This window comes from Roseixanthobacter liquoris (genome assembly GCF_043195135.2).
Taxonomy (GTDB): Bacteria; Pseudomonadota; Alphaproteobacteria; order Rhizobiales; family Xanthobacteraceae; genus NCEH01.
In genome coordinates this window covers 1,332,543-1,357,755 of record NZ_CM195537.1, presented here as the reverse complement: position 1 = coordinate 1,357,755, position 25,213 = coordinate 1,332,543, and the positions used below count along the sequence as shown (strand labels likewise).

Here is a 25,213-nt window from a genome sequence, read left to right as displayed (position 1 = left end):
GGATCAAAAGGCGATGACACCATCGCCCGCGCACGAAATGCGCGGGCGATACCCTCCCGACCTTTCGCGACCCCTTGCGTCCTCATCCCTTGCGCAGCGCCGGGTCCCCGAAGCCGCCGCCCGTCGGTGTGATGACGATCACCGCCTCGCCGGCTTCCAGCACGGTCTGGTCGCAGCCTTCGAGCACGACGTAGGACCCGTCGTTGCGGCGCACGAAGCCTTCCCCCACTGCGCCGAACTCGCCGCCGTCCACGCCGAACGGCCGCACCCGGCGGTGCGAGGACAGCAGGGCGCAATCCATCGTCTCCAGAAAGCGGATCCGGCGGTAGGTGCCGGCGCCGGCGTTCCATTGTCCCCGCCCGCCCGAGCCGGGCCGAACGTGGAAATCCTCCAGCAGCACGGGGAATCGGGTTTCCAGGATTTCCGGGTCGGTCAGGCGCGAATTGGTCATGTGCACATGCACCGCATCCGTGCCGTCGAAACCGGGGCCCGCCGGCGAACCCGAGCAGATGGTCTCGTAATATTGGATCTTCTCGTTGCCGAAGGTGAGATTGTTCATGGTGCCCTGGGACGCGCCCATGGCTTTGAGCGCGCCGAACAGGCAATTGGTGACCGCCTGGGAGGTCTCCACATTCCCCGCCACCACCGCGGCGGGATAGACCGGCGAGAGCATGGAGCCCTGCGGCACCACGATATCGATGGGCCGCAGGCAGCCGGCGTTCATGGGGATCTCGTCCTCCACCATGACGCGGAATACATAGAGCACGGCGGCGCGCGTCACCGGGGCCGGGGCGTTGAAATTGGTCTGCTGCTGCGGCGAGGAGCCGGTGAAATCCACCGTGGCGCGCCGCGCAGCCTTGTCCACGGTGATCTTCACCTTGATCACCGTGCCCTGGTCCATCTCATAGCTGTATGCGCAGTCATTGAGACGATCGAGCACGCGGCGCACGCTCTCTTCCGCATTGTCCTGCACGTGGCCCATATAGGCGGTGACAACATCGAGCCCGAAGGTCGCGATCATCTTGCGCAGTTCCTGGATGCCCTTCTCGTTGGCGGCGATCTGCGCCTTGAGGTCGGCCACGTTCTGCACCGGATTGCGGGCGGGATATTTCGCGCCCGAGAGCAGGTCTAAGAGCTCCGCCTCGCGGAAGCGGCCCTGGTCCACCAGCTTGAAATTGTCGATATAGACGCCTTCTTCCTCGATGATGGTGGCGCGCGGGCTCATGGAACCTGGGGCGACGCCGCCCACGTCCGCATGATGGCCGCGCGAGGCGACCCAGAACAACAGTTCGGTGCCCGCATCGTCGAAGACCGGCGAGCACACGGTGATATCCGGCAGGTGCGTGCCGCCGTTATAGGGGGCATTGAGCGCGAACACGTCGCCGGGGCGGATCGCACCCTCGTTCTCGCGGATCACCGTCTCCACCGAGCGATCCATGGAACCGAGATGCACCGGCATGTGCGGGGCATTCGCCACCAGTTCGCCGGTGCCGGAGAAGACGGCGCAGGAGAAGTCCAGCCGCTCCTTGATGTTCACCGAATAGGCGGTGTTCTGCAGCGTCACGCCCATCTGCTCGGCGATGGACATGAAGAGGTTGTTGAACACTTCGAGCATCACCGGATCGGCATGGGTGCCCACCGCCTCGGCGCGCTTCAGGGCGACGGCGCGGGTGAGCAGCAGGTGATCCTTGATGGTGACTTGTGCCCGCCAGCCGGCCTCGACGATCACCGTCTGGTTGGGCTCGATGATGATGGCGGGGCCTTCCAGCACCATGCCGGGCCGGAACGCCGCGCGCAGCACCACCGGCGCCTCGTGCCATGCGCCGCGCGAATAGAAGCGCGAAGTCCGATCGGCCTTCGGCGCGCCTTCACTCAGCGGGTGGTCGGCCTCGGCGATGCCGGCGCCCCCGCCCGAGGACTGCACCTCGATGGCCTCCACCACCACCGGCTTCTCGGGCGAGACGAAGCCGAACTGGGCCTTATGCTTGGCCTCGAACTCGCGCAGCATGGCGGGCACGTCGGCGAGCGTCACGGACAGCGGCGTGTCGGTGCCTTCATAGCGCAGGTGCAGTTTCGCCTGCGTCTCCACGTCGGCCGCGGCGATGCCCTGGCCGACGAGTTCCGCCGCCGTCTCACCCGCGAGCGCGTCGCGGGTTTCCCCGAGCGCGGACAGCGCCTCGGGCGCGAGGCGCACGCCCACCGCCTTGGTGCGGTGCGCGCGGATGGCGGCGAGCCCCATGCCATAGGCCGAGAGCAGGCCGGAGAAGGGGTGAATATGCACGGTCATCATGCCGAGCGCGTCGGCCACCAGGCAGGCATGCTGGCCGCCCGCGCCGCCGAAACAGGTCAGCGCATAGCGCGTCACGTCGTATCCGCGCTCCACCGAGATCTTCTTGATGGCATTGGCCATGTTCTCGACGGCGATGGTGATGAAGCCGTCGGCGGCCGCCTCGGCGGTGCGGCCGTCGCCAATCTCGGCCGCCAGCGCCGCGAACTTTTCGCGCACCGCATCCGCGTCGAGCGCCTGGTCCTGGTTTGGTCCGAAAATCTTCGGAAAGAAATCGGGAATGAGCTTGCCGAGCATCACATTGGCGTCGGTCACCGCGAGCGGCCCGCCGCGCCGGTAGCAGGCAGGGCCCGGATTGGCGCCGGCGCTGTCCGGGCCGACGCGGAAGCGCGCGCCGTCATAATGCAGGATCGAGCCGCCGCCCGCGGCCACCGTATGGATACGCATCATGGGGGCGCGGATGCGCACGCCGGCAACCTCCGTATCGAAGGCGCGCTCCAGCTCGCCGTCGAAATGGCACACGTCCGTGGAGGTGCCGCCCATGTCGAAGCCGATGATGCGTTCAAGCCCGGCGATGCCGCCGGTTTCCGCCGCGCCGACCACGCCACCTGCCGGGCCGGACAGCAGCGCATCCTTGCCCTGGAACAGGTCGGCGGCGGTGAGGCCGCCCGAGGACATCATGAACATGAGGCGGATCGGATCGGGGTCGGATTCAGCTTCGCCACCCCCTCCCTCCTTGTGGGGGAGGGAGGGGGGTAGGGCGGCGCTCGATGCACCCAGAGCCGGAGCGAGCGGGGAGATACCCCCCTCCGAACCCTGCCCCGCAAGGGGGGAGGCCTTTGCCGAGGAGCCTGCCAGCTCCTGCGCAACCTGCCCCACGTAGCGACGCAGGATCGGCGAAAGATAGGCATCCACCACCGTGGTGTCGCCTCGCCCCACCAGCTTGATGAGCGGGGACACCTCGTGTGACACGGACACTTGCGGAAAACCGATCTCCCGCGCCAGCGCGGCCACCTGCCGCTCGTGCTCGGGGAAGCGATAGGCGTGCATGAAGGCGATCGCCACCGCCACGATGCCGGCCTCGCGTGCCTCCTCAAGGCTCGCGCGCACCGCCTCGAGGTCGGGGGCGGCCTCCACGGTGCCATCGGCGCGCACGCGCTCCTCCACCTCCAGCACACGCTCGTACAGCATTTGCGGCAGCACGATCTTCTTGGCGAAGATCTTCGGCCGGGCCTGGTAGCCGATCCTCAGGGCATCCTTGAAGCCGCGGGTCGTCACCAGCAGCGTGCGGTCTCCCTTGCGCTCCAGAAGCGCGTTTGTCGCCACCGTGGTGCCCATTTTGACGGCAGAAACGAGGCCCGCGGGAATCGGCGCGTCCGCCGCGAGGCCCAGCAGTTCGCGAATTCCGTGCACGGCGGCGTCGCGATAGGCGCCGGGATTCTCAGAAAGCACCTTGTGCGCCACCAGCGAACCGTCCGGACGGCGACCGATAATGTCCGTAAAGGTGCCGCCACGGTCGATCCAGAACTCCCAAGTGCCGCGCTTGCCCGAGGCAAGCTCCGCGTCCGCCGTCATCACCATGTCTGTCCCCTGCATCCTCTGATCGTCGCGGCATCGCGCCGATTCCGGCTGGCCCGTTTTCTGCACGGCCGAAGCCGTCCGCGCTGCTGAATCCGGCCCCTCGCACCCCATCGGAAATTGATACCGATTTCGGCATGAATGAGCTGAAAATTAGAATTTCCTATTCTCGATCCTTCTGGCCCACTCTGCCGCACCGCGCATAAGCTCGACGCCTCGCGGTGGCGGGCCGCGGAATGAATGAAGTCACGGAGGATAAAAAACGTCAACATTTTGTTGACGAAATGATGATGTCGGGCCAGCATATCTTTCGAGAGCACCCAGGGCATCGCCCGAAGGGGGCCGCACAGACCTTTGAGGGGTTCAGATGATCAGCGAAGAATTCCGCCATCGACGGCGGCAGGAGACGCGTGCGCGCAGCGCCGCGAAGGTTCCGGACATAGCCGCTCGCCGCCACCAGCCGGGCTACGGAGGGCGCGCATGATCCGCAAGGCGCTCGATGGGCTCTATCTTCTCTCCGGCATCCTGGCCGGGCTTTTCCTGCTCGCGATCTTCGGCCTGATGATCGCCCTTTCCGCCGGCCGCGAATTCGGCCTCAACGTTCCCGCCGGTGACGATTTCACCGCCTGGTGTATGGCGGCCATGGCCTTTCTCGGCCTTGCCCACACCTTCAAGGCCGGCGACATGATCCGCGTCGGCCTGCTGCTCGAACGGCTCCACGGCCGCTCACGCCAGGCGGCGGAACTGCTGGCCCTCACGATCGGCATCGCCTTTCTCGCCTATTTCGCGAAGAACGCCGTGCAGCTCGCCTATGAATCCATGCTCTTCAAGGACATGTCGCAGGGCGTGATCGCCGTGCCGCTGTGGATTCCCCAGAGCGGTTACGCGGCCGGGCTGGTGATCCTGCTGATCGCCATGCTGGACGAGTTCGTCCATGTGGCCGGCGGCAACCGGCCCCGCTACGAGAAGGAACCCGCCACCTCGCCCGATGAACTGGTCGAGCGCATCGCCGCCGGCGGAGGCGTCTGAGCCATGATGCACCTCGATCTGGCGCAGCTCTCCATCGTGCTGCTGCTGCTTCTCGTCGCGATCCTCGCCAGCGGCGTCTGGATCGCCTTCGGGCTCGGCATCGTCGGGCTCGCCGCGATGGTCCTCACCACCAATGTGCCCATCGGCCAGGTGCTCGCCACCACCGTGTGGAGCGCCACCGCCTCCTGGACGCTCGCCGCCCTGCCGCTGTTCATCTGGATGGGCGAGATCCTGTTCCGAACACGCTTGTCGGAAGAGATGTTCCGCGGCCTTGCGCCGTGGCTGCAATGGCTTCCCGGCCGCCTGCTGCATGTGAACGTGCTCGGCTGCGGCATCTTCGCCGCCGTCTCGGGCTCGTCCGCCGCCACCTGCGCCACCATCGGCAAGATCGCTTTGCCGGAACTGGACAAGCGCGGGTATGACAAGGGCATGAGCATCGGCACGCTGGCCGGCTCGGGCACGCTCGGCCTGCTCATCCCCCCGTCGATTCCGATGGTGGTCTATGCGGTTACGGCCAATGTCTCGGTGCTCCAGGTGTTCCTGGGCGGCTTCCTGCCGGGCCTGCTGGTGATGGCGCTCTACAGCGGCTACATCGTCATCTGGTCGCTGCTGAACCCGTCCAAGTCGCCGCCGCGCGACCCCCCGCTGCCGTTCCGCGAGAAGATGCGCCAGTCGGCGCGCCTGGTGCCGTGCCTGCTGCTGATCGCGGGGGTGTTCCTCTCGCTCATCCTCGGGCTCGCCACGGCAACCGAATGCGCGGCCTGGGGCGTGATGGGCGCGCTTGCCCTCGCCGCCTGGAGCCGCACGCTCACCTGGTCGGCATTCATCCAGAGCGTCATGAGCGCCACCCGATTGTCCTGCATGATCATGCTGATCATAGCCGGCGCGGCCTTCACCACCGCCGCCATGGCCTATACCGGCATCCCGGTGGCGCTGGCGGAATGGGTGCAGGGGCTGAACCTCACCCCGGGCAAGCTCGCCCTGGCCCTGACCGTCATGTACATCATCCTGGGCTGCCTGGTGGACGGCATCTCCATGATCGTGCTGACGGCGGTGATCGTGCTGCCGATGGTGAAGCAGGCGGGTTTCGACCTCGTCTGGTTCGGCGTCTACCTCGTCATCCACGTCGAGATGGCGCAGATTACGCCACCCGTGGGCTTCAACCTGTTCGTGCTCCAGAACATGAGCGGGCGCGACACGCTCTCGGTGGCCAAGGCTGCTTTTCCATTCTTCATTCTGCTCAACGTCGCGGTCATCATCATCACGACCTTCCCCGAGATCGTCCTGGTGCTCCCGCACTGGGCGTTTCCCGGATGATCCATCGCCGTCAAAGCCAACCAGAAGAGGGATACAAAATGGCACGCTTGCGTTTCCTCGCACCGGCGCTCGTCGCCGCCGGCATCGCCACGCTCTCGGCGGCGCCCGCGCTCGCCCAGACCAAGTGGAACCTCCCGTCCGCCTATCCGTCGGACAATTTCCACACCGAGAACATCGCCCAGTTCGCCAAGGACGTGGAAACCCTGTCCGGCGGCAAGCTGCTGATCACGCTGCATCCCAACGCCGTCCTGTTCAAGGCGCCGGAGATCAAGCGCGCGGTGGCGACCGGCCAGGCCCAGGCGGGCGAGGTCATCATGTCGATCCACGAGAACGAGGATCCGATCTTCGGCATCGACGTGGTGCCGTTCCTCGCGACCTCCTACGAAAGCTCGAAGAAGCTCTGGGCGGCCTCGCGCCCGTTCGTCGAGAAAAAGATGGAAGCGCAGGGCCTTATGGTGCTTTACGCGGTGCCCTGGCCGCCGCAGGGCATCTTCTCCAAGAATCCGGTGACCAAGGTCGAGGATCTGAAGGGGGCCAAATGGCGCGCCTATAATGTCGGCACCTCGCGCATCGGCGACATGATCGGCGCCCAGTCCGTCACCGTGCAGCAGGCCGAATTGGCGCAGGCACTCGCCACCGGCGTCGTCACCGCCCTCATCACCTCCGCCGCCACCGGCTATGACGTGAAGATCTGGGAAAGCATCCCCTATTTCTACGACGTCCAGGCCTGGCTGCCGAAGAATATGGTGTTCGTGAACAAGGCCGCGTTCGAGGCGCTCGACAAGCCGACCCAGGAGGCGGTCCTGAAGGCCGCCGCCGCCGCCGAGGAACGCGGCTGGAAGAGCTCCATCGAGAAGAGCAAATGGTATGTCGACCAGCTTCAGGCCAAGGGCATGAAGGTGGAGCCGCCCTCCGCCGAGCTGCGGGCCGGGTTCGAGAAGATCGGCGCCCAGCTCACCGCGGACTGGATCAAGAAGGCCGGCCCGGACGGGGAAGCCGCCCTCGCCGCCTTCAAGAAATGAGCGCGGCGGCGTAGCATGATGCGACCGGCCGGCCTCGGTGGGCCGGCCGAATCGCAGGCGCGGCCGCGCCTTGCCCCCGCGCCCCAAAACTCCGCCCCGGCTTGTCGCGCCGGGGCGTTTCCGCTCGCAAGACCAGCCGGACGCCAAGCCGCATGACCCGACGCCCCGCCTCCTCCGCACCGGCCGGCGAAGCCGATCGCACCATCTCTTCCGGCCCGGTCGGCTCCATCGTCTCCTCGGCGCATCTCGCCGACGGCGCCCTGCCGGCCTTGTCGGAGCTGGAATTCGGCCTCAACATGATCACCCACGGCTATCAGCGCTGGATGGTCCGCTGCATGGCGGCGGCCGGCTTGCCGGACCTGTCGTCGCTGGATGTGCTGGTGCTGCACCATGTGGCCCATCGCGACCGGGCGAAGACCATCGCCGATCTGTGCCTGGTGCTGGATGTGGAAGACACCCACCTCGTCACCTATGCGGCGAAGAAGCTCCAGGCCTTGGGGCTCGTCTCCGGGGGCCGGCGCGGCAAGGAGAAGACCTTGGCGGCGACGGAGAAAGGCCGGCAGGCGTGCCAGCGCTACCGCGAGGTGCGCGAGGCGCTGCTGACGCAAACCGTTGCCGCGACAGGCATCTCGCCGGAAAAACTCTCGGAGGTCGCGGCCCTGCTGCGTACCCTCTCCGGCCATTATGACCAGGCGGCACGGGCCGCCGCGAGCCTCTAGGACCGATCAACCCGCCGCGCCCTGGCAGGCGGCCGCGCCATATATGGATTCGTACGGCGCGAGGACGGGCAAACGGGCCCGGATTGCTGCCCGCGAAAGCCCTGGACGCGTCCGACGTCCAGAAAATGTTTCACGTGAAACAATGGCTTGGCGTAGACGAACAGGGGTTTCGTGGCCCTTCACCGCGCCTTTCCGCCCGATGAAACCGGCATTTCGGAACGTTTCGGCGAAGTTCGGCAAAGAGGGTTTCGCCCGCGCGCCCGGCGCCGGCTACCTCTCGCCCCCCCCCCCCCAGCGCAGCGCCCCAGCCTCAGCGCAGCGCACTTGCCGGAGCGAGGCGGACGCCGCGGCGGGCGCGCAGGCTGCGCTCGGCGAGCGGGCCGAAGGCCAGTCCGAGGGTGGCCCACAGAACCGCCTGGATGCCCAGATTGGCGATCCGGAACTCCCACAGCAGCGCGGCCGAAAACTCCGCCGGCACTTCGTTGATGGTCGGCAGCACCGCCTGCACCAAAGCGATCGCCACCACATAGGCGAGGCCCGCAGCGACGGTGCCGTTCCAGGCGCCATAGCGCGCGGCCAGCCGGCGGGCGAGCAGCACGGCGCCCGCGAGCGCCACCAGCGAAGCCGCCAGCATCAGGAAGAACATCTGGGTGCGGAAGCCGATGGTCGCCCCATCGCCCACCGCCGGCGGATTGGCGGGATATTTCAGCGCCGGAACCAGCACGATGGCCAGGAATCCGCCCAGCGCCAGCAGCACCGCCGTGGCGCGCGGGGACAGCGGACCCACCCGCCCGAGCGCAAACGCGAACACGAGGGCGAAGATGCCACCCATGGCGGCGCCATAGACCACCATCCCCGTCATCAGGCCGAGGCCGGCCTGGGTGGACCGGCTGACGAGTTCTTCCTCGCCGCCGTGGGAATGGCCGGCCGCGGCGGGTTCCGGGGCGGCGGCATGCATATGCGTGCTGCCGTCGGCATGGACATGCGGCGTCGCCGCCGGGGATGCGGGAGCGGCGGCGGGCGCCGGCCCTTCCGCATGCGCTTCCTCGAAGGCGATGGCGCGAGCGACCGCCGGTTCACCGAAGACGCGCGCGAATCCAAAGGAGAGCAGGCCCGCGAGGACGCCGACAAGCATCCCGCGAAGCAGGAGAGACCCAACCATGTGCAAGCCCCCTCAGTGGCAGGGGAAGCCGAGAAGGTGGCGGGCGTCGTGCAGGTATTCGTGCACGTACATGCCGGGAATGAGAGAGGTCGCGCCCTGCTCGGCGCCGACGAAATAGAGCGCCAGCAGCATCAGCAAGCCGCCGAACACCGCCCAGGGGAGCAGCTCGCTGACGGAAATCGTCTGCGCACCGGCTTGGGTGGCGCCTTGGGCGCCGTGGGCGGAACCGGAAAGAAGGGCCTCGGCCATCATCTGTCTCCTGGGATTGCGCGTCCCGAAATCGAACGAAACCCTGCGGGCCGGGTCTGACTTGCGGCAGAGCCGGAATGGCTTGCCGCTTACAGTGGCGCGACCGTGTCGGATTCTCACCGACTTCCTCACCCGCAGCGAAGCATCGACACTATTGGCGTGCGGCCGGTTATGTCAAACAAACAATGTGGCAAACCGGGACCTTCCGGCGCGCCGGCCGCCGTTCCCTGTCCCCGCCCGATGCCGCGAGGTTGCCCCGTCGCCATGGCCAATCGCCTGACGCTGATCTGCCACGGTGCGACCGCCGCCATGCGGGCCGGCGCCTTTGCGCGCGACGAACCGCTGGAGCCGCGGGCCCTCGCGCGCACACAAAGCTGGCGCGGCCGGCTGCGGCGGCCGGATCGCGTGCTCGCCTCGCCGGCCCTGCGCGCCCGCGAGACCGCGCAGGCCCTGGGCTGGGAGGCCGAGGCCGATGGGGATCTGCGGGACTGGGAGTGTGGGCATTGGGCCGGCCTCACCTTCGCCGAGGTGGACTCCGCCTATCCCGGCGCGCTCGCCCTGTGGCGCGGCGCGCCGGGGGCCGCTCCCCATGGCGGCGAATCGCTCGAGGCCCTGCTGGCCCGCATGGGAGAATGGCTCGACGCCCAGCGCGGGGGCCATGGCCATCTGATCGCGTGCACCCACGCCGCACCGATCCGCGCCGTGCTGGTGCGCCTGCTCGATGCCCCGGCAGCGGCCTTCTGGCAGATCGACATCGCCCCGCTGAGCCTGACCGACCTGCGCACCGACGGACGGCGCTGGACCCTGCGCACCCTGGGCCAGCCTTTGGACGAGGCGCCCGACGCCTGACGCGCCGCGATGGGGAAAGATGCCGGAGCGGGCGGCACACCGGGCGGGAAGGCCCGCGAGCGACACGCGCCACGCGGTCCCTCCCGCGCGGCGCAATGACATGCCGCGCGCCCCGGCAAGGCGGGGAGGAAAGAGGAAAAAGAACACCCAAGGGCCGGCGGCGCCGCAAACCCGGCGCCGCCGGACTATTTCGGCCTGATCGGATCGGGTCCTCGCATCAGCCGGCCTTCTTGAACTTGGCCGCCTCTTCCGAACCGCCGGTGGCATTGCCGGCGCTGTAGGAATGAGCCCCCACGCCGGCGAGCTTGCCGCCGTCCACGATCAGATATTCGTCGCGGATCGGCCGGCCCTCGAAATAGCATTCCAGGATCTCGCGCGTGCCCGCCGCATAGCGCGTCTGGGCGGAGAGCGAGGTGCCGGAGATGTGGGGCGTCATGCCGTGGTGCGGCATGGTCCGCCAGGGGTGGTCCTGCGGCGCCGGCTGCGGGAACCACACGTCGCCCGCATAGCCGGCGAGCTGGCCGCCTTCGAGCGCGCGCACGATGGCGTCGCGGTCGCACAGTTTTCCGCGCGCCGTGTTGACCAGATAGGCGCCGCGCTTGAACAGCTTCAGCGTCTCCTCATTGATCATGTGCTCGGTCTCGGGATGCAGCGGGCAGTTCAGCGTGACCACGTCGCACACGCCGTACATCTTCTCGCGGCTGGCATGCCAGGTGAGGTTCAGCTCGGCCTCCACCTCGGCCGGCAGGCGGTGGCGGTCGGTATAATGCAGGTGCATGTCGAACGGCTTGAGGCGCCGCAGCACCGCAAGGCCGATGCGGCCGGCGGCCACCGTGCCCACATGCATGCCTTCCACGTCATAGGAGCGCGCGACGCAATCGGCGATGTTCCAGCCGCCCTTGCGCACCCAGTCGTGGGAGGGGAGATAATTGCGCACGAGGCCGAGGATCATCATCACCACGTGCTCGGCGACGCTGATGGAATTGCAATAGGTGACCTCGGCGACCGTGACCTTGGCGTCGATGGCGGCTTGCAGGTCCACATGGTCGGAGCCGATGCCGGCGGTGAGAGCCAGCTTCAGCTTGGGCGCCTTGGCGATGCGCTCTTTGGTGAGATAGGCCGGCCAGAAGGGCTGGGAGATCACCACCTCGGCGTCGTGCAGCTCGCGTTCCAGCACGCTGTCGGGGCCGTCCTTGGAGGAGGTCACGACCAGGGTGTGGCCGAGGGATTCCAGATATTTGCGCAGGCCGAGCTCGCCCGAGACGCTGCCCAGCATGGTGCCGGGCTGGAAATCGACGGCCTTCGGGGTCGGCAGGGTCTGGCCGCCGGGATAATGGTCGATCTTGGGAAGATCGTCGCGGGCATAGCTCTTGGGATAGCCGTCGACGGGATCGTCGTAGAGAACGCAGACAATTTTGGCCATGGTTTCCTCCTGAAGGCAGGCCGGAGCGTTCGCCGCGAAGGCGTTCGGCATGCCGGATCTTTGGCTGGGGGCGGAGCAGCCGCACGCCTGAGGCCATGCGGCCTGCTCCGCGTCCGGGGCGGCGCGCTTTGGCGCGCGAAGCCGCTCCGACCTGTTCAGTGAAAACCGGTGGACCGCGCGCGTCCAATCGATTGGGCGCAAGAATTCATAGGCGAAGGCAATGATGGAGCAATTCCAGCAACCGCCCCCTGCCGGCGCGCCGTGCGCGCCTCAGAGCGTGCGGACCGCGCCTTGGACGAAGCCGCGCGCAATCCGCAGGAAGGCATCGGCCACCGGCGGCTTGGGGTCGCGGCCGGTGGCGACGAGGCCCACGGCCTCGGTGCGGACCGGATCCACCAAGGGCAGCGCGCGCACGCCCTCGATGCGCCCGAAGCTGGACACATGGGTCTGCGGCACGATGCTCGCCCACGCCCCGGAGGCGACCTGCGACCAGATGCCGAAGAAGGAATTGGCCTCGATGCGGGCGCGCGAGGCGACGCCGGCTTCCGCCAGCACGCGGTCGATGATGCGGCGGTTCTGCATGTCGGGCGTCAGCAGGCAGAGCGGGCTTTGCGCCGCCTCGCGCCAGCTGATCGTATCGCGGCCGGCAAAGCCGCCGGGCTGCGCGGTGACGAAGACATAGGCTTCCTCATAGAGCGCGAACCCGCTCACCCGGCTCAACGGCTCGGTGTCGAGATAGGTCACGCCCACATCGAGGTCGAGATCGTCCAGCCCGCGCTGGATCGCCACCGAGCTCAGCGAGTGGATCTGCACCCGCACGTCCGGATGCCGCGCGCAGAACGCGTTCACGAGGGGCGGGATCGCCGGCAAGGTGGCGGGCACGGCGCCGATGCGCAATTGCCCCGCGAGGCCGGCGCCGCGGCCGGACAATTCCTGCCTCAGCCCGTCATAATCGGCGACGATCCGCTGCGCCCACACGAGGATGCGCTCGCCCTCGGCGGTGAGCCCCAGGAACCTGTGGCCGCGCACCACCAGCGGCTGGCCCAGTTCCTCCTCCAGCTTGCGCAGGCCGGCCGACAAGGTGGGCTGGGACACGTTGCAGGCTTCCGCCGCCCGGCCGAAATGCCGCTCGCGGGCAACCGCCAGGAGATAATGCAGCTGACGGACGAACATCGGGAAAACCCTCTTCCAACGCGGGCCGGCCGTGGGTGCGATGAAGCCGCCGCCCGCCCCCGCACGAACGCCCCCGCCAAGGGCGCGGCCGGAGGGAACGGGAGCCGCCCGCGGCGGCTCCCGTCACCGATCAATGGACGGCGATCATCACATCCGACGCCTTGATGATGGCGGCGGCATCCTGGCCGACTTCGAGCTTCAGCTCGTCCACCGCCTCATTGGTGATGGAGGCGGTCACGGTCGCGCCGCCGCCGAGGTCGAGGCGCACGTGGGACGTGGTCGCGCCCTTGGTGATTTCCAGGATCTTGCCCTTCAAGACATTCCGCGCACTGATCTTCATGATCACCCTCCAAAGATGGCGCGGAGCCCGGTGGGTTCCAGCCCGCCACGCCTCACATCGACATAGTTTAGAAAATATATCGCTAGCGAAAATCGTCGCGGCGTTATATTTCAAAATATATCGCGCTGCACCAAGGCACCGCATTCGGAGAGGGAAAATGAATCTGGCCCGCCGCACCTGGCTGAAGATCGCATGCGTCGCCCTGAGCGGCGCCTGGCTCGGCACCGTTCCCCTGGCCGGAATCGCCCACGCCCAGTCCGAGCCGGTCACCATCTTCGCCGCCGCCAGCCTGAAGAACGCCCTCGATGCGGTGGCCGCCGACTGGCAGAAGGAAACCGGCAAGACCACGCGCATCTCCTATGCCGCCTCCTCCGGGCTCGCCAAGCAGATCGAGGCCGGCGCGCCGGCGGATATCTTCATCTCCGCCGATCTCGACTGGATGGACTATGCGGCCAGCCGCAAGCTGATCCAGGACGGAAGCCGGTTCAACTTTCTCGGCAATCGCCTGGTGCTGATCGCCCCCAAGGACAATGCCAAGCCGGTCGAGATCAAGAAGGGCTTCGACCTCGCCGGCCTGCTGAAGGGCGGGCGCCTCGCCATGGGGTCGGTGGACAGCGTGCCCGCCGGCAAATACGGCAAGGCGGCGCTGACCTATCTCGATGTGTGGCCCTCCGTGGAGAGCAAGGTCGCGGGCGCGGAAAGCGTGCGGGCCGCCATGCTGCTGGTCTCGCGCGGCGAAGCGCCCTACGGCATCGTCTACCAGACCGACGCCGCCGCCGACCCGAGCGTCGCCATCGTCGGCACCTTCCCGGAAGACAGCCACCCGCGGATCATCTATCCGGCGGCGCTGGTCGCGGGCTCGAAGAACCCGGACGCGGCCGCCTTTCTCGCCTTCATGCGCTCGGCCAAGGAACAGCCGGCATTTGAGAAGCAGGGCTTCACCATCCTAAAGTGAGGGGAATGGCGCGCGCGCCGTCCCACCTCCGCCTTTACGGAAGACCTGCGTGGATTTCCTGCCTCTCAGCGCCGATGAATGGACCGCGGTCGTTCTCACCTTGCGCATCGCCACCGTGGCGATGCTGGCCAGCCTGCCCTTCGGCATATTGATGGCGCTCGCGCTCGCGCGCGGCCGCTTCTGGGGCAAATCGGTGCTGAACGGTATCGTCCACCTGCCCCTGGTGCTGCCGCCGGTGGTGACCGGCTTCATCCTGCTGCTGCTGTTCGGCCGGCGCGGCCCGATCGGCGCCTTTCTCGATGCGCATTTCGGCATCGTCTTCTCGTTCCGCTGGACCGGGGCGGCGCTGGCCTGCGCGGTGATGGGCTTTCCCCTCATGGTGCGCACCATCCGCCTCTCCATCGAGGCCGTGGACCGCAAGCTGGAGGACGCCGCCGGCACGCTCGGCGCGAGCCCCGTCTGGGTGTTCCTGACCGTGACGCTGCCGCTGATCCTGCCGGGCGTGATCGCCGGCATGATCCTCTCGTTCGCCAAAGCCATGGGCGAGTTCGGCGCCACCATCACCTTCGTCTCGAACATTCCCGGCGAGACGCAGACCCTTTCGGCCGCCATCTACAGCTTCACCCAGGTGCCGGGCGGCGATGCCGGGGCGCTGCGCCTGACGCTGATTTCCGTGGCCATCTCCATGGCGGCGCTGATCGCCTCGGAAATCCTCGCCCGCCTGGCCGGCCAGAAGGCGGACCTGCGATGACGCTGCTGGTCGAAGCCAAGCTGAAGCTGGGCGACTTCACCCTCGACGCGCGCTTTGCCTCCCATGCCGGGGTCACCGCTCTGTTCGGGCCGTCGGGCTCGGGCAAATCCACCCTCGTCAACATCATCGGCGGGCTGATCCGGCCCGATGCCGGACGGGTGGTGTTCGACGACGTGGTGCTGGTCGATACCGAACGCGGCATCTATGTGCCGAAGCACAAGCGGCGCTTCGGCTATGTGTTCCAGGAAGCGCGGCTGTTCCCGCATCTCTCGGTGCGGCGCAACCTGCTGTTCGGCCGCTGGTTCGCGCCGGCCGCCCTGCGCCAGGGCAACCTCACGCAGGTGGTGGACCTGCTCGGCATCGGCCACCTGCTGGACCGGCGGCCCGACGCCCTGTCCGGCGGCGAGAAGCAGCGCGTGGCCATCGGCCGGGCGCTGCTGTCCGAACCGCGCCTGCTGCTGATGGACGAACCGCTCGCCGCGCTCGACGAGGCGCGCAAGGCCGAGATCCTGCCCTATCTGGAGCGGCTGCGGGACGAGACCCACATTCCCATCGTCTATGTCAGCCATTCCCTGGCCGAGGTCTCGCGCCTCGCCTCCACCATCGTGGTGCTGGTGGAGGGGCGCGCGGTGGCCATCGGCTCGGCCGACCAGGTGCTGACCCAGCCGGATCTCGTGGCGGCCACCGGGCGGGCGGAGAGCGGGGCGGTGATCGAGGCCAGGATCGCCGCCCACGATCCCGTGCACCGGATGACGGTGCTGGACACCGGCAGCGGGCAGATGCGGGTGCCGCTCTGCGACCAGCCTCCCGGCGCCAGCGTGCGGGTGCGCATTCCCGCCCGCGACGTGATGATCGCGCTCACGCCGCCCCAAGGGCTCAGCGCGCTGAACGTGCTCGAAGGAAAAATCGCGGAAATCGGCCAGCCGGCCGACGGCATGGTCGACATCCGCCTGGTGTGCGGCGGGCAATCCCTGCTGGCGCGGCTGACCACCTTCTCGCGCGAGATGCTCGGCCTTCAGCCGGGCATGGGGGTGTTCGCCGTGGTCAAGTCCGTGGCGCTGGCGGAGCGTTAGGGCAAGGCGCGTCCTCGCCCGCCCCATCCGCGCCCGCCCCGTCCGCGCCCGCCCCATCCTCGGAGCTCCCCGCCTCCTCGGCCGGCGGCACATAGCGCGCTTCGAGCCAGGAGATATCCTCGGCCATCGCGTCGCGCGCCTTCGCCTCCATGCCGCGGAACCGGACGATCAGCTCTTCTCCGAATGCGGTGAGCGCGGCGCCACCGCCCCCACCGCCCCCGCGCTTGGATTCCACCACGGGCGTCGCGAACATGCGGTTCATCGCCGCCACCAGCATCCAGGCCCGGCGATAGGACAGGCCCATGGCCCGCCCGGCACTGGTGATCGAGCCTTCGGCGCGAATCTGTTCCAGCAATTCGATCTTGCCACGCCCCAGACGATCCTCGGGGGGGAAGTCGATCCGCATGATGAGCTTCGGCATGTGCGGCGGTCTCGCGCGGTTTTTGCGGTCTCGCGCCCCCTCCCTGCCCCACCGGATGCAGGGGCGATGCGCGTCGCCGGACGGATGATGAAGCGCTTATCTCGTCCGAACGAGGGCGCCTTTCAGGGGTGGGGAGGGACGGCGGCGGGGCGTTCTGGTGGTCATTGGCCAAACCGGTGGAGGACGTGTCGCCGGTCGCGCACCCGCGGTCCCGGTCACGGTGGGGACGCATACCAAAAATCCGGGCGCTTTTATATATGCTGATTTCGTCGTCCGAAAACTGGAAACCACCCGAACAAATTAAGTGGTTTCAAAATATTATACTTATACCTCCCGATTATTCCGTCATCCTCAAAACACACACATCTCATCCTTCCAAAACTAGAAAAGCATTTTGCGCAGTAAAATCTTCAAACATGCTCTCGCCGCACAGAATAGCGCCGACCGACCGCGCAAACAGGCGCCTTTCGTCTCCGATCTGCGGGGCATCGCCGCGTTTTGCCTTCGCACGGACACCGCGCAGCGTTTGCAAGCAGCCCGGTCCGGTCGCAGCCCGTTGAGAGACGACGGCCGCATCCGGTCCATGTAAATTAAATTGATAAATTTAGTAGCAAATAGGTTGACCGCTGCTTTTCCTTCGGACAGTGTTCCAGGCGTACCCGGAAGGCGCGGCGTCACCGCCCCCTTCCGTCCCCTGGAGCCCGCACTGGCCAGATGATTTCGCTCTGGCCAGCCGCGCTCTGAAGCGACCGGCCCACGCGAGGCGCAGATGACGTTGATCCATCCGCCCATCCGCCTGTGTACGAAGGGCAGCGCGCGGCTGTGAGCCGCCCGCTGTCCGCTGCCGCTCGCCCCTTTCTCCCCCATCGCTTCCAGGAAGGCGTCGGCCCTGCCGACGAACGCATCCTTATGCCTGTCGCCATCCTTGTGCCCGTCCGCCGCGGCGCAGACGCATGAGCCAAAGCAGCCCCGGCTTTCCCGGCCCTGCCCGCCGGCCCTCGCCCATCCGCATCCCGAAGGAGGCGGCCGCGGCCCGGCGCAGCGTCCCCGTCTATCCCGCAAATCGCCCGATCCGCTTGACCGGAGCCCGTCCATGATCAGCAAACGCCAATTCCTCGCCGGCTCGGCAGGCGCAGCCGCGCTCGCCCTTGGCCTCCGCGGCGCCTGCGCTCAATCGGCAAGCCCGCCGAAGGAGTTCAGCGTCGGCTACCAGAAGTCGAGCGGCATCCTCGTGGCCGCCCGCCAGCAGCAGACGTTGGAAAAGCGCCTGAAGGCGCTCGGGGTCGAGAACGTGCGCTGGGTCGAATTCCAGTTCGGCCCGCCGCTGCTGGAGGCGCTCAGCGCCGGCGCGGTGGACATCGGCACGGTGGGCGACACGCCGCCGATCTTCGCCCAGGCCGCGGGAGCGAACCTGGTCTATGTGGCAAGCGCGCCCGCCACCCAGTCCGCGACCCTGGTGCCGAAGACCTCGCCCATCACCTCCGTGGCGCAGCTGAAGGGCAAGAAGGTCGCCATCGCCAAGGGCTCCTCGGCGCACAATTTCACCGTGCAGGCGCTGAAGCGGGTCGGCCTCTCGTTCGCCGATATCGAGCCAGTCTATCTGCCGCCGGCGGATGCGGTCGCCGCCTTCTCCTCGGGTCGGGTGGATGCCTGGAGCGTGTGGGATCCCTATTACGCCATCGCCGAGACCCGCCACGGGGCGCGCGCCATCGTCACCACCGACGACGGGCTCGCCAGCCACACCTTCTATCTCGCCAACCGCACCACCGCGAATGTGTACCCCGCCGTGCTCCAGGCCGCCCTCGACGAATTGCGGCAGGTGACCGCCTGGGCCGCCGCGCATCGCGACGAGCTCGCCGCGCTGACCGCCCAGGTCACCGGTGTCGAACTGGAGGTGCAGAAGATCGCCACCGCCCGCTATCCCATCCAGCTCAACACGATCAGCGAGAAGATCGTGCGCCAGCAGCAGGAGATCGCGGACACCTTCTTCGCCCTTGGCCTGATCCCCAGGCAAATCGCCGTGTCCGACATCGTCTGGTCGGCCGCACGCTCCTGAGCCATTCCACGAGGATAGTGTCATGATCCCGATTTCCCGCCTCGCAGGCGCTCTGGCGCTGGCGCTCACCGTCGCCGGCTTCTCGCCGGTCCAGGCCGAGGAGACCGCGCCGAAGGAATTCCGCGTCGGCTTCCAGAAGGCCGGCCTGCCGGTCATCACCCGCCAGCAGCAACTGATCGAGAAAGCCCTGGCCCCCGAGGGGGTCAGCGTGCGCTGGGTGGAATTTCCCTCCGGCCCGCCGCTCCTGGAGGCCCTGAATGCGGGCGCCGTGGACGTGGGCTGGACCGGCGATGCCCCACCCATCTTCGCCCAGGCGGCCGGCGCCAACCTCGTCTATGTGGCGGCGCTCCCCTCCAACGGCGCCGGGGAGGCGATCCTCGTTCCGGCCGACAGCCCGGTGCGCGCGGTGGCCGAGCTGAAGGGCAAGAAGGTGGGCGTCACCAAGGGCTCCAGCGCACAGAACCTGCTTGTGGCCGCGCTCGAGCGGGCCGGCGTCGCCTATTCCGACATCACGCCGGTCTATCTCAGCCCGGCCGATGCCGCCGCCGCCTTCGCCAGCGGCAAGATCGACGCCTGGTCGATCTGGGATCCGTTCTTCGCCATCGCGGAACAGCGCCACGCCCCGCGCGTGCTGACCACGACGAAGGACGAGTTGCAGGTCAATACCTATTTCCTCGCCAACAAGAGCTTCGCCGCCGCCCATCCCTCCCTCGTCCTCAAGGCGGAAGAGGCCCTGAAGCAGAGCGCCCAATGGGCCGATGCCCATCGCCCCGAGGTGGCCAAGGTGCTCGCCGAGGTGACCGGCGTCGATATCGCCGCCCAGACCCGCGCCGCCGACCGCCAGGTGTTCGGCGTCTATCCGCTCACCGACGCGGTGATCGCCGGACAGCAGCAGACCGCGGACCGCTTCTTCAAGCTCGGCCTCATCCCCCGCGCCATCGTCGTCAAGGACGCGGTGTGGGTGCGCCCGCAGAGCTGAGCCCACCCTCGATCCCATTGAAGGAGGCCGCCATGGCCCATGATCCGCTCAATTTCTTCTGGTTCATCCCCACCCACGGCGACGGCGCCTATCTCGGCTCCGAGACCCGCCAGCGCCCGCCGGACTTCGGCTATTTCAAGCAGATCGCCCAGGCGGTGGACCGGCTCGGCTTTCCGGGCGTGCTGCTGCCCACCGGCCAGAGCTGCGAGGACAGCTGGATCACCGCCGCGGGCCTTGCCGCGGTGACCGAGCGGCTGAAGTTCCTGGTCGCCCTGCGGCCGGGCGTGACCACCCCCGCCTTCGCCGCGCGCCAGACCGCCGCCCTCGACCGGGCGAGCAACGGGCGGCTCCTGCTCAATGTGGTGGTGGGCGGCAACCCCACCGAACTGGCGGGCGACGGCCTCTTCCTCGGCCATGACGAGCGATATGCCCAGGCGGCCGAATTCCTCGAGATCTGGGAACGGCTGGTGTCCGGCGAGACGGTGACATTCGACGGCCGCTACTACCGCATCGAGAACGGGCGGCTCGATTTCGCGACGGTGCAGCGGCCCCGCCCGCCGCTTTATTTCGGCGGCTCCTCCGAGGCTGGCCAGGACCTGGCGGTGAACCAGACCGACCTCTATCTCACCTGGGGCGAGCCGCCCGCCGGCGTGAAGGAGAAGATCGCCCAGGTGCGCAAGAAGGCCGCGGCCGCCGGACGCGCCGTGCGCTTCGGCATCCGCCTGCATTTCATCGTGCGCGAGACCGAGGACGAGGCGTGGGCCGCCGCCGACAGGCTCATCAGCCGGATCTCGGACGAGCAGATCGCCCGCGCCCAGCAGCGCTTCGAGACCGAGATGGATTCGGTGGGCCAGCGCCGCATGGCCGCGCTCCACGGCGGGCGGCGCGACCGGCTCGTGGTCTCGCCGAACCTGTGGGCGGGCGTCGGCCTCGTGCGCTCCGGCGCCGGCACGGCGCTGGTCGGAACGCCCGAGCAGGTGGCCGCGCGCCTCGCCGAATATCAGGACCTCGGCATCGATACGGTCATCGGCTCCGGCTACCCGCATCTGGAGGAGGCCTATCGCGTGGCGGAGCTGCTGTTCCCCGCGCTCGGGCTCGGCCGGTCCGCCGCCTTCAACCGCAATGTGGCGAACGAGTTCGCGGTGGGCGCGCACGGCGGCTCGCGCCTGAAAGTGGCGTCATGAGCGCCCTGAAACGCTTCTCCCGGCAGGGGGTCGGGTGGCTCCTCCCGGTCCTCCTCCTGGTGGGCTGGGAGGTGGCGGCGCGGCTCGGGGAGATCCCGAAGAACGTGCTGCCGGCCCCGTCGGACGTGGGCGCCGCGCTCTGGAAGCTCACCGCCTCGGGCGAGATCTTCCGGCACATCTATGTGTCCGCGTGGCGGGCCCTGACGGGCTTTGCCCTCGGCGGAGCCATCGGCTTCGCGCTGGGGCTCGCCAACGGCCTGTCCGGCGCGAGCCGGGCGTTCTCGGACACGACGCTGCAGATGGTGCGCAACATTCCCCATCTGGCGCTCATCCCGCTGGTGATCCTGTGGTTCGGCATCGACGAGGAAGCCAAGCTCTTCCTGGTCGCGCTGGGCGTGTTCTTTCCCATCTACATCAACACGCTGCACGGCATCCGCACGGTGGACCCGCAGCTGATCGAGATGGGGCGCATCTACGGCATGTCGCGGGGCGAGCTGTTCACGCGGGTGATCCTGCCCGGGGCGCTGCCCTCCATCTTTGTCGGCGTGCGCTATGCGCTCGGCATCATGTGGCTCACGCTGATCGTGGCGGAGACCATCTCGGCTTCGTCCGGCCTCGGCTACATGGCCATGCAGGCCCGCGAATTCCTCCTGATCGACGTGGTGGTGCTGTCGATCCTGATCTACGCGCTGCTCGGGAAGCTGGCGGACAGCGCCGCCCGCCTCCTGGAGCGCGTGTTCCTTCAGTGGCACCCCGCATTCCAACTCCAGTGAGGCACCCCCCATGACCATGGCCGTACGAAACGCCGATGCGGCACTCAGGCCCGGCGTCCGCTTCGAAGGCGCCCCCTTCCCCAATCCCTTCCTTCCGGATGCGAGCGCGGACGCGCGGGGCGCCACGGCCCCGCAGGTCGCCGCCCAGGGCGGGGCGGCCTTCACCTTGAAGGGCGTGAATAAGGCCTTCGGCTCCAAGCCGGTGCTCCAGGACATCGACCTCAGCGTGAAGGCGGGCGAGTTCGTGGCGGTGATCGGCAAGAGCGGCTGCGGCAAGAGCACGCTGCTGCGGCTCCTGACCGGCCTCGACGCGCCCACCGCCGGGACCATCACCTTCGGCGACGGCGTGCCGCGGACCGGCGCGCGCCTCACCCGCGTCATGTTCCAGGAGCCGCGCCTTCTGCCCTGGGCCCGCGTGGCGGCGAACGTGGAAGTGGGGCTCTCCCACCTCAGGGACAAGGCCGCGCGGCGCGCGAGCGCCCTCGCCTTGCTCTCCGACGTGGGCCTTGCGGACCGGGCCGGCGAATGGCCGGCGGTGCTCTCCGGCGGCCAGCGCCAGCGCGTCGCGCTCGCCCGTGCCCTGGCGAGCCGGCCGGGCATTCTCGCGCTGGATGAACCGCTCGGCGCGCTCGACGCGCTCACCCGCATCGAAATGCAGTTCCTGCTTGAGCGCATCTGGCGCCAGCAGGGCTTCACCGCCGTGCTGGTCACGCACGATGTGTCGGAGGCGGTGGCCCTGGCGGACCGGGTGGTGCTCATCGAGGAGGGGCGGATCGCCCTCGACGTGGAAGTGGCGATCGCGCGCCCGCGCCGCCGCGGCGCGCCGGAACTGGCCGAGCTGGAAGGGCGCATCCTGGAGCGGCTGCTGGGCGGCGGGGCCTGAGCCGGGGCGCGGGGGTGGGGGTGGGGGTGAGACACCGCCCCCTCTCCACGCCGTCCGGCCGGACGGCAAGCATCCGGCCGCGCTGCGGACGATCAATCGGCGAGGGGCAGCGGCGCGTCCCGGCTCACGAGGTTCGCGTCCCGCAGCTCGCGCCAGAAGGCGCCGGGGATCACTTCCTGGAGCGCCGCGCGATCCTCGGCGATCCGGCTTGGCCGGCTGGCGCCCGGGATCACGGCCGCGACCGCCGGATTGGCCAGCGAGAACTGGAGCCCGGCCGCCTTCATGCTGATGCCATAGCGGTCGGCGATGGCCTTGATGCGCTCAACCTTGGCGAGGATGGCCGGCGGTGCGGGCGCATATTCGAAGTTCGGCCCGCCCACCAGCGCACCCGAGCTGTAGGGACCGCCGACCACGATGCCGAGCCCCCGCTCGGCGACCATCGGCATCACCCGCTGGAGGGCGCGGTCATGGTCGAGCAGCGTGTAGCGCCCGGCGAGCAGGAAGCCGTCCGGCCGGGGTTCATCCAGGGCCAGCAGAAGCTCGATCGGCTCGACGCGGTTGACGCCGAGGCCCCAGGCCTTGATGACGCCTTCGTCCCGCAGGCGATCCAGGACCTTGAACGCGCCCTTGCGCGCGCTCTCGAACATGGCGAGCCACGTGTCGCCAAAGAAATCCTGCGCCACGTCGTGGACAAAGGCGATTTCGATGCGATCGGTCTTGAGGCGCTTCAGGCTGTCCGCGATGGAGCGCAGCGTCGCGTCCTCCGAATAATCGTTCACGATCGTATTCGGGCGACCGTGCTTGAAGACGTCGCCCTTCTCGCCGAGATCGCGGGCGCTGACGTCCTCGACCTCGTCTAGGATGATGCGGCCGACCTTGGTGCTGATGACGTATTCGTCGCGCGGCTTGCCGGCGAGCGCCTCGCCCATGCGGATCTCCGCAAGGCCCGCGCCGTAGAAGGGCGCATTGTCGAAATAGCGGATGCCGTCGGTCCAGGCGGCCTCCACCGTCGCCAGCGCCTCCTGCTCGGGAATGTCGCGGAACATGTTGCCCAGCGGAGCGGCGCCAAAGCCCAGCTTGCCGGGAAGAATATCTCTGAGTGCCATCGTCTGATCCTCGTGAGGGCTTTCGCTTCAGCTGTTTCACGCCATGGAGGAACGGTCCAGCCCCGCGAGGAAACGCGCGGCCGGGGCATGGGGGCGGCAGGGCGACGCCCCCTCCCGAGAGGGGGCCGCGCGCGGCGGCGAAAGCCAGAGCTTGCCAGGGGCGCCGAGTGTCGGCAATCTCCGCACCGCAAGACGCCCGGCGGGGGCGTGCCGGAGTATTTCGCCGGGCGGATGGGAATTTCGCCGGGCAGACGGGAATTTCTGCCCGGCACACGGACATGGGACACGACGAAATCATGATCATGCACGATCGGAATGCCGGTGCCGGCAAGACGAACGAGGCCGCCCTGATCGCGCCTCGGGCGGGACATCTCAACCGCCGCTCGTTTCTGGCGGGCTCGGCCGCGACGTTCGGCGCGCTGGCCCTCGCCGGTTGCGCCTCTTCCGACTATATGAGCCTCGCCGAGGCGCAGAAGGTCTACGGGCCGGTGCCGACGGAGAAATTCCCGATCCCGGCGGTGGATGTCAGCAAGGTCAATCCGAAATATTTCCGCAAGACCGTTCCCTACGAGACCAAGGAAGCGGTCGGCACGATCATCGTCGATCCCAGCAATTACTATGTCTACCGCATCGAGGACGAGGGCAAGGCCACCCGCTATGGGGCGAATGTCGGCCGCGCCGGGTTCCTGTGGAGCGGCGACGCCTATGTCGGGCGCAAGAGCGAATGGGCGACCTGGACGCCGCCCAAGGAGATGATCAAGCGCCAGCCCGAGGCGGCCAAATGGGCCAACGGCATGCCGGGCGGCCTCGACAATCCGCTCGGCGCGCGCACGCTGCATCTCTACCAGAACGGCGTCTACACGCTTTACACGATCTATGCCTCCAGCGATCCCGAGTCGATCGGCTCGGGCGTGACGAGCGGCTGCGTGGGCCTGCTCAGCCAGGACATGATCGATCTGTACGACCGCACGCCGGTCAAGACGAAGGTGGTCGTCCTGGCCGCCTAGGTCGGATCGACATTCCTAGCCCGGCGCCCTTTCAAGAGCATTGGCGCCCTTGCAAGCGCTATCGTCATGCACGGGCTTGGCCCGTGATCCACGCGGATCCGATGGCATCGGCGTTTCAAGGTCCGCGCGAGTGGCCCGGCGTGGAGGGCCGGCACAGGCCCGGCCATGACGACCGGTGAAAGAACGACAAAAGCACGCACCTGCTGCCTGGCGCCTCGACGATAAACCGGGCCGCTGGGTGTCGATCGGCCCTTGCCCTGCGGGGCGGGCGTATCTGGACACGGGGGCTGGACACGGGGCTTGCCCGGGCGGCGGGCTCATGACGCTTGTTGGAGCGTGCCGGTTCGCCTGCGGGCCTCAGCACGCGCCGAGAGCTGGGTGAGCGCTCCGGATTCCTGAGAAAGACCTGGGAATCGAATGGAGCGGGCGATGGGAATCGAACCCACGACATACAGCTTGGGAAGCTGTCGTTCTACCACTGAACTACGCCCGCAACGCCGCAAGGATCAACCGGGTCCTTGAGGAAATAGGCCTGAGAAAAACAGCGCCGACCCCGATCGCGAAGCGCGGCGCGGGCTTCATCCTTTAGCAAAGGCCGCCCGTCCCTGTCCATCCCCCGGCATCGGTGCGCGGAAGCCGGGCGGAATGCGTGCAGGCGCGGAGAAAATTTAACCAAGGGATGCAATAGAAGGAGCGGGAGGTCCGTTTGGCCGGTCGACATCGACCGCCGCACGGGCAGGATATCGGACGGAAACTCAGCTGCGGGTCGGATGCCTGAGGCATCGGCACCTGCAACTGCCGGGGGGACGTGGAGATGAGGTCCACCATTGCAGGGATGGGACCACGGGAAACCGATCGGCCGGGGTCTGATACGCAC

General features: G+C 68.0%; 21 protein-coding genes, 1 tRNA gene, 1 pseudogene and 1 riboswitch. Of the genes and pseudogenes, 14 read left to right on the top strand and 9 right to left on the bottom strand.

The annotated features are described in order from the left end of the window. Positions 1-82: 82 nt before the first annotated feature. A complete protein-coding gene (locus V5F84_RS06125) occupies positions 83-3,868 on the bottom strand; it encodes a hydantoinase B/oxoprolinase family protein (protein WP_394042325.1) in 3,786 nt (1,261 codons plus the stop codon). A gap of 477 nt (positions 3,869-4,345) precedes the next feature. Here V5F84_RS06125 and V5F84_RS06120 point away from each other — a divergent pair, with 477 nt between their 5' ends. From V5F84_RS06120 to V5F84_RS06105, 4 genes are all read left to right on the top strand, one after another. Beyond that, positions 4,346-4,894 carry a TRAP transporter small permease gene (locus V5F84_RS06120; protein WP_394042326.1) on the top strand — a complete coding sequence of 183 codons (549 nt, stop codon included), beginning with the start codon at positions 4,346-4,348 and terminating at the stop codon, positions 4,892-4,894. 3 nt (positions 4,895-4,897) lie between these two features. Then, the gene (locus tag V5F84_RS06115; protein WP_394042327.1) at positions 4,898-6,211 is read left to right on the top strand and encodes a TRAP transporter large permease; all 1,314 of its coding nucleotides are present in this window, start codon (positions 4,898-4,900) and stop codon (positions 6,209-6,211) included. Between the two features lie 38 nt (positions 6,212-6,249). After that, a complete protein-coding gene (locus V5F84_RS06110; RefSeq protein ID WP_394042328.1) occupies positions 6,250-7,233 on the top strand; it encodes a TRAP transporter substrate-binding protein in 984 nt (327 codons plus the stop codon). Positions 7,234-7,385: 152 nt separating this feature from the next. Then, positions 7,386-7,952, top strand: a complete 567-nt coding sequence (locus tag V5F84_RS06105) for a winged helix DNA-binding protein (protein ID WP_394042329.1) — start codon at positions 7,386-7,388, stop codon at positions 7,950-7,952. A gap of 310 nt (positions 7,953-8,262) precedes the next feature. Here V5F84_RS06105 and V5F84_RS06100 read toward each other — a convergent pair whose 3' ends face one another. Both V5F84_RS06100 and V5F84_RS06095 read right to left on the bottom strand, forming a co-directional pair. Then, positions 8,263-9,114: a CbtA family protein gene (locus tag V5F84_RS06100; protein WP_394042330.1), complete on the bottom strand. Its 852-nt coding sequence runs from the start codon at positions 9,112-9,114 to the stop codon at positions 8,263-8,265. Between the two features lie 12 nt (positions 9,115-9,126). Beyond that, positions 9,127-9,363 carry a CbtB domain-containing protein gene (locus V5F84_RS06095; protein WP_394042331.1) on the bottom strand — a complete coding sequence of 79 codons (237 nt, stop codon included), beginning with the start codon at positions 9,361-9,363 and terminating at the stop codon, positions 9,127-9,129. Next, a riboswitch (adenosylcobalamin (AdoCbl) riboswitch) is annotated at positions 9,364-9,517 on the bottom strand. It abuts the gene before it with no gap. 110 nt (positions 9,518-9,627) lie between these two features. Between V5F84_RS06095 and V5F84_RS06090 the strand changes: the two genes are divergently transcribed. Then, entirely contained in the window at positions 9,628-10,212 is a 585-nt protein-coding gene (locus tag V5F84_RS06090) for a histidine phosphatase family protein (RefSeq protein ID WP_394042332.1), read from the top strand. 217 nt (positions 10,213-10,429) lie between these two features. On the opposite strand, the gene V5F84_RS06085 is transcribed toward V5F84_RS06090, so the two are convergent. From V5F84_RS06085 to V5F84_RS06075, 3 genes are all read right to left on the bottom strand, one after another. Beyond that, positions 10,430-11,635, bottom strand: coding sequence for an NAD-dependent formate dehydrogenase (locus tag V5F84_RS06085; protein ID WP_394042333.1), 1,206 nt, complete (start codon positions 11,633-11,635; stop codon positions 10,430-10,432). A 270-nt stretch (positions 11,636-11,905) separates the two neighbouring features. Beyond that, positions 11,906-12,808, bottom strand: a complete 903-nt coding sequence (locus V5F84_RS06080; RefSeq protein ID WP_394042334.1) for a LysR family transcriptional regulator — start codon at positions 12,806-12,808, stop codon at positions 11,906-11,908. A gap of 130 nt (positions 12,809-12,938) precedes the next feature. Continuing rightward, entirely contained in the window at positions 12,939-13,148 is a 210-nt protein-coding gene (locus V5F84_RS06075) for a TOBE domain-containing protein (protein WP_394042335.1), read from the bottom strand. Positions 13,149-13,305: 157 nt separating this feature from the next. Between V5F84_RS06075 and modA the strand changes: the two genes are divergently transcribed. From modA to modC, 3 genes are read left to right on the top strand one after another with little or no spacing between them, the layout of a single operon-like run. Continuing rightward, positions 13,306-14,103 (top strand): molybdate ABC transporter substrate-binding protein, encoded by a 798-nt coding sequence (modA, locus tag V5F84_RS06070; protein WP_394042336.1) that lies wholly within the window; start codon positions 13,306-13,308, stop codon positions 14,101-14,103. A gap of 49 nt (positions 14,104-14,152) precedes the next feature. After that, positions 14,153-14,854 carry a molybdate ABC transporter permease subunit gene (gene modB / locus V5F84_RS06065; protein ID WP_394042337.1) on the top strand — a complete coding sequence of 234 codons (702 nt, stop codon included), beginning with the start codon at positions 14,153-14,155 and terminating at the stop codon, positions 14,852-14,854. Beyond that, positions 14,851-15,927 (top strand): molybdenum ABC transporter ATP-binding protein, encoded by a 1,077-nt coding sequence (modC, locus tag V5F84_RS06060; RefSeq protein WP_394042338.1) that lies wholly within the window; start codon positions 14,851-14,853, stop codon positions 15,925-15,927. The genes modB and modC overlap by 4 nt, the downstream gene beginning before the upstream one ends. 76 nt (positions 15,928-16,003) lie before the next feature. Here modC and V5F84_RS06055 read toward each other — a convergent pair. After that, positions 16,004-16,348: pseudogene (locus V5F84_RS06055) on the bottom strand (winged helix-turn-helix domain-containing protein); the annotation flags it as partial. 1,093 nt (positions 16,349-17,441) lie between these two features. Here V5F84_RS06055 and V5F84_RS06050 point away from each other — a divergent pair. The 5 genes from V5F84_RS06050 to V5F84_RS06030 are packed head-to-tail and all read left to right on the top strand — an operon-like array spanning position 17,442 to position 22,223. After that, a complete protein-coding gene (locus V5F84_RS06050; protein ID WP_394042339.1) occupies positions 17,442-18,404 on the top strand; it encodes an aliphatic sulfonate ABC transporter substrate-binding protein in 963 nt (320 codons plus the stop codon). A 22-nt stretch (positions 18,405-18,426) separates the two neighbouring features. Beyond that, positions 18,427-19,383 carry a sulfonate ABC transporter substrate-binding protein gene (locus V5F84_RS06045; RefSeq protein WP_394042340.1) on the top strand — a complete coding sequence of 319 codons (957 nt, stop codon included), beginning with the start codon at positions 18,427-18,429 and terminating at the stop codon, positions 19,381-19,383. 32 nt (positions 19,384-19,415) lie between these two features. After that, positions 19,416-20,567: an FMNH2-dependent alkanesulfonate monooxygenase gene (gene ssuD, locus V5F84_RS06040; protein ID WP_394042341.1), complete on the top strand. Its 1,152-nt coding sequence runs from the start codon at positions 19,416-19,418 to the stop codon at positions 20,565-20,567. Beyond that, complete coding sequence (gene ssuC / locus V5F84_RS06035) at positions 20,564-21,340, top strand: aliphatic sulfonate ABC transporter permease SsuC (RefSeq protein WP_394042343.1); 777 nt, start codon at positions 20,564-20,566, stop codon at positions 21,338-21,340. The genes ssuD and ssuC overlap by 4 nt, the downstream gene beginning before the upstream one ends. Positions 21,341-21,356: 16 nt before the next feature. After that, positions 21,357-22,223, top strand: a complete 867-nt coding sequence (locus V5F84_RS06030; protein WP_394042447.1) for an ATP-binding cassette domain-containing protein — start codon at positions 21,357-21,359, stop codon at positions 22,221-22,223. A gap of 92 nt (positions 22,224-22,315) precedes the next feature. Here V5F84_RS06030 and V5F84_RS06025 read toward each other — a convergent pair whose 3' ends face one another. Next, positions 22,316-23,329, bottom strand: coding sequence for an aldo/keto reductase (locus V5F84_RS06025; RefSeq protein ID WP_394042344.1), 1,014 nt, complete (start codon positions 23,327-23,329; stop codon positions 22,316-22,318). A 296-nt stretch (positions 23,330-23,625) separates the two neighbouring features. Between V5F84_RS06025 and V5F84_RS06020 the strand changes: the two genes are divergently transcribed. Further along, positions 23,626-24,336, top strand: a complete 711-nt coding sequence (locus V5F84_RS06020) for a L,D-transpeptidase family protein (protein WP_394042448.1) — start codon at positions 23,626-23,628, stop codon at positions 24,334-24,336. Positions 24,337-24,754: 418 nt separating this feature from the next. Here the strand turns inward: V5F84_RS06020 and V5F84_RS06015 are convergent. After that, a tRNA-Gly gene (locus V5F84_RS06015) sits at positions 24,755-24,829 on the bottom strand. Positions 24,830-25,213: the final 384 nt, after the last annotated feature.

What these genes read in the sequence shown, in the direction of transcription:
- V5F84_RS06110 (WP_394042328.1), top strand. Translation starts at nt 6,250, where the DNA reads ATGGCACGCTTGCGTTTCCTCGCACCGGCGCTCGTCGCCGCCGGCATC.
- V5F84_RS06045 (WP_394042340.1), top strand. Translation starts at nt 18,427, where the DNA reads ATGATCCCGATTTCCCGCCTCGCAGGCGCTCTGGCGCTGGCGCTCACC.
- V5F84_RS06030 (WP_394042447.1), top strand. Translation starts at nt 21,357, where the DNA reads ATGGCCGTACGAAACGCCGATGCGGCACTCAGGCCCGGCGTCCGCTTC.
- V5F84_RS06100 (WP_394042330.1), bottom strand. Translation starts at nt 9,114, where the DNA reads ATGGTTGGGTCTCTCCTGCTTCGCGGGATGCTTGTCGGCGTCCTCGCG.
- modC (WP_394042338.1), top strand. Translation starts at nt 14,851, where the DNA reads ATGACGCTGCTGGTCGAAGCCAAGCTGAAGCTGGGCGACTTCACCCTC.
- V5F84_RS06025 (WP_394042344.1), bottom strand. Translation starts at nt 23,329, where the DNA reads ATGGCACTCAGAGATATTCTTCCCGGCAAGCTGGGCTTTGGCGCCGCT.
- V5F84_RS06120 (WP_394042326.1), top strand. Translation starts at nt 4,346, where the DNA reads ATGATCCGCAAGGCGCTCGATGGGCTCTATCTTCTCTCCGGCATCCTG.
- V5F84_RS06095 (WP_394042331.1), bottom strand. Translation starts at nt 9,363, where the DNA reads ATGGCCGAGGCCCTTCTTTCCGGTTCCGCCCACGGCGCCCAAGGCGCC.
- V5F84_RS06075 (WP_394042335.1), bottom strand. Translation starts at nt 13,148, where the DNA reads ATGAAGATCAGTGCGCGGAATGTCTTGAAGGGCAAGATCCTGGAAATC.
- V5F84_RS06085 (WP_394042333.1), bottom strand. Translation starts at nt 11,635, where the DNA reads ATGGCCAAAATTGTCTGCGTTCTCTACGACGATCCCGTCGACGGCTAT.
- V5F84_RS06050 (WP_394042339.1), top strand. Translation starts at nt 17,442, where the DNA reads ATGATCAGCAAACGCCAATTCCTCGCCGGCTCGGCAGGCGCAGCCGCG.
- V5F84_RS06080 (WP_394042334.1), bottom strand. Translation starts at nt 12,808, where the DNA reads ATGTTCGTCCGTCAGCTGCATTATCTCCTGGCGGTTGCCCGCGAGCGG.
- V5F84_RS06020 (WP_394042448.1), top strand. Translation starts at nt 23,626, where the DNA reads ATGATCATGCACGATCGGAATGCCGGTGCCGGCAAGACGAACGAGGCC.
- ssuD (WP_394042341.1), top strand. Translation starts at nt 19,416, where the DNA reads ATGGCCCATGATCCGCTCAATTTCTTCTGGTTCATCCCCACCCACGGC.
- V5F84_RS06125 (WP_394042325.1), bottom strand. Translation starts at nt 3,868, where the DNA reads ATGGTGATGACGGCGGACGCGGAGCTTGCCTCGGGCAAGCGCGGCACT.
- V5F84_RS06115 (WP_394042327.1), top strand. Translation starts at nt 4,898, where the DNA reads ATGATGCACCTCGATCTGGCGCAGCTCTCCATCGTGCTGCTGCTGCTT.
- V5F84_RS06105 (WP_394042329.1), top strand. Translation starts at nt 7,386, where the DNA reads ATGACCCGACGCCCCGCCTCCTCCGCACCGGCCGGCGAAGCCGATCGC.
- V5F84_RS06090 (WP_394042332.1), top strand. Translation starts at nt 9,628, where the DNA reads ATGGCCAATCGCCTGACGCTGATCTGCCACGGTGCGACCGCCGCCATG.
- modA (WP_394042336.1), top strand. Translation starts at nt 13,306, where the DNA reads ATGAATCTGGCCCGCCGCACCTGGCTGAAGATCGCATGCGTCGCCCTG.
- ssuC (WP_394042343.1), top strand. Translation starts at nt 20,564, where the DNA reads ATGAGCGCCCTGAAACGCTTCTCCCGGCAGGGGGTCGGGTGGCTCCTC.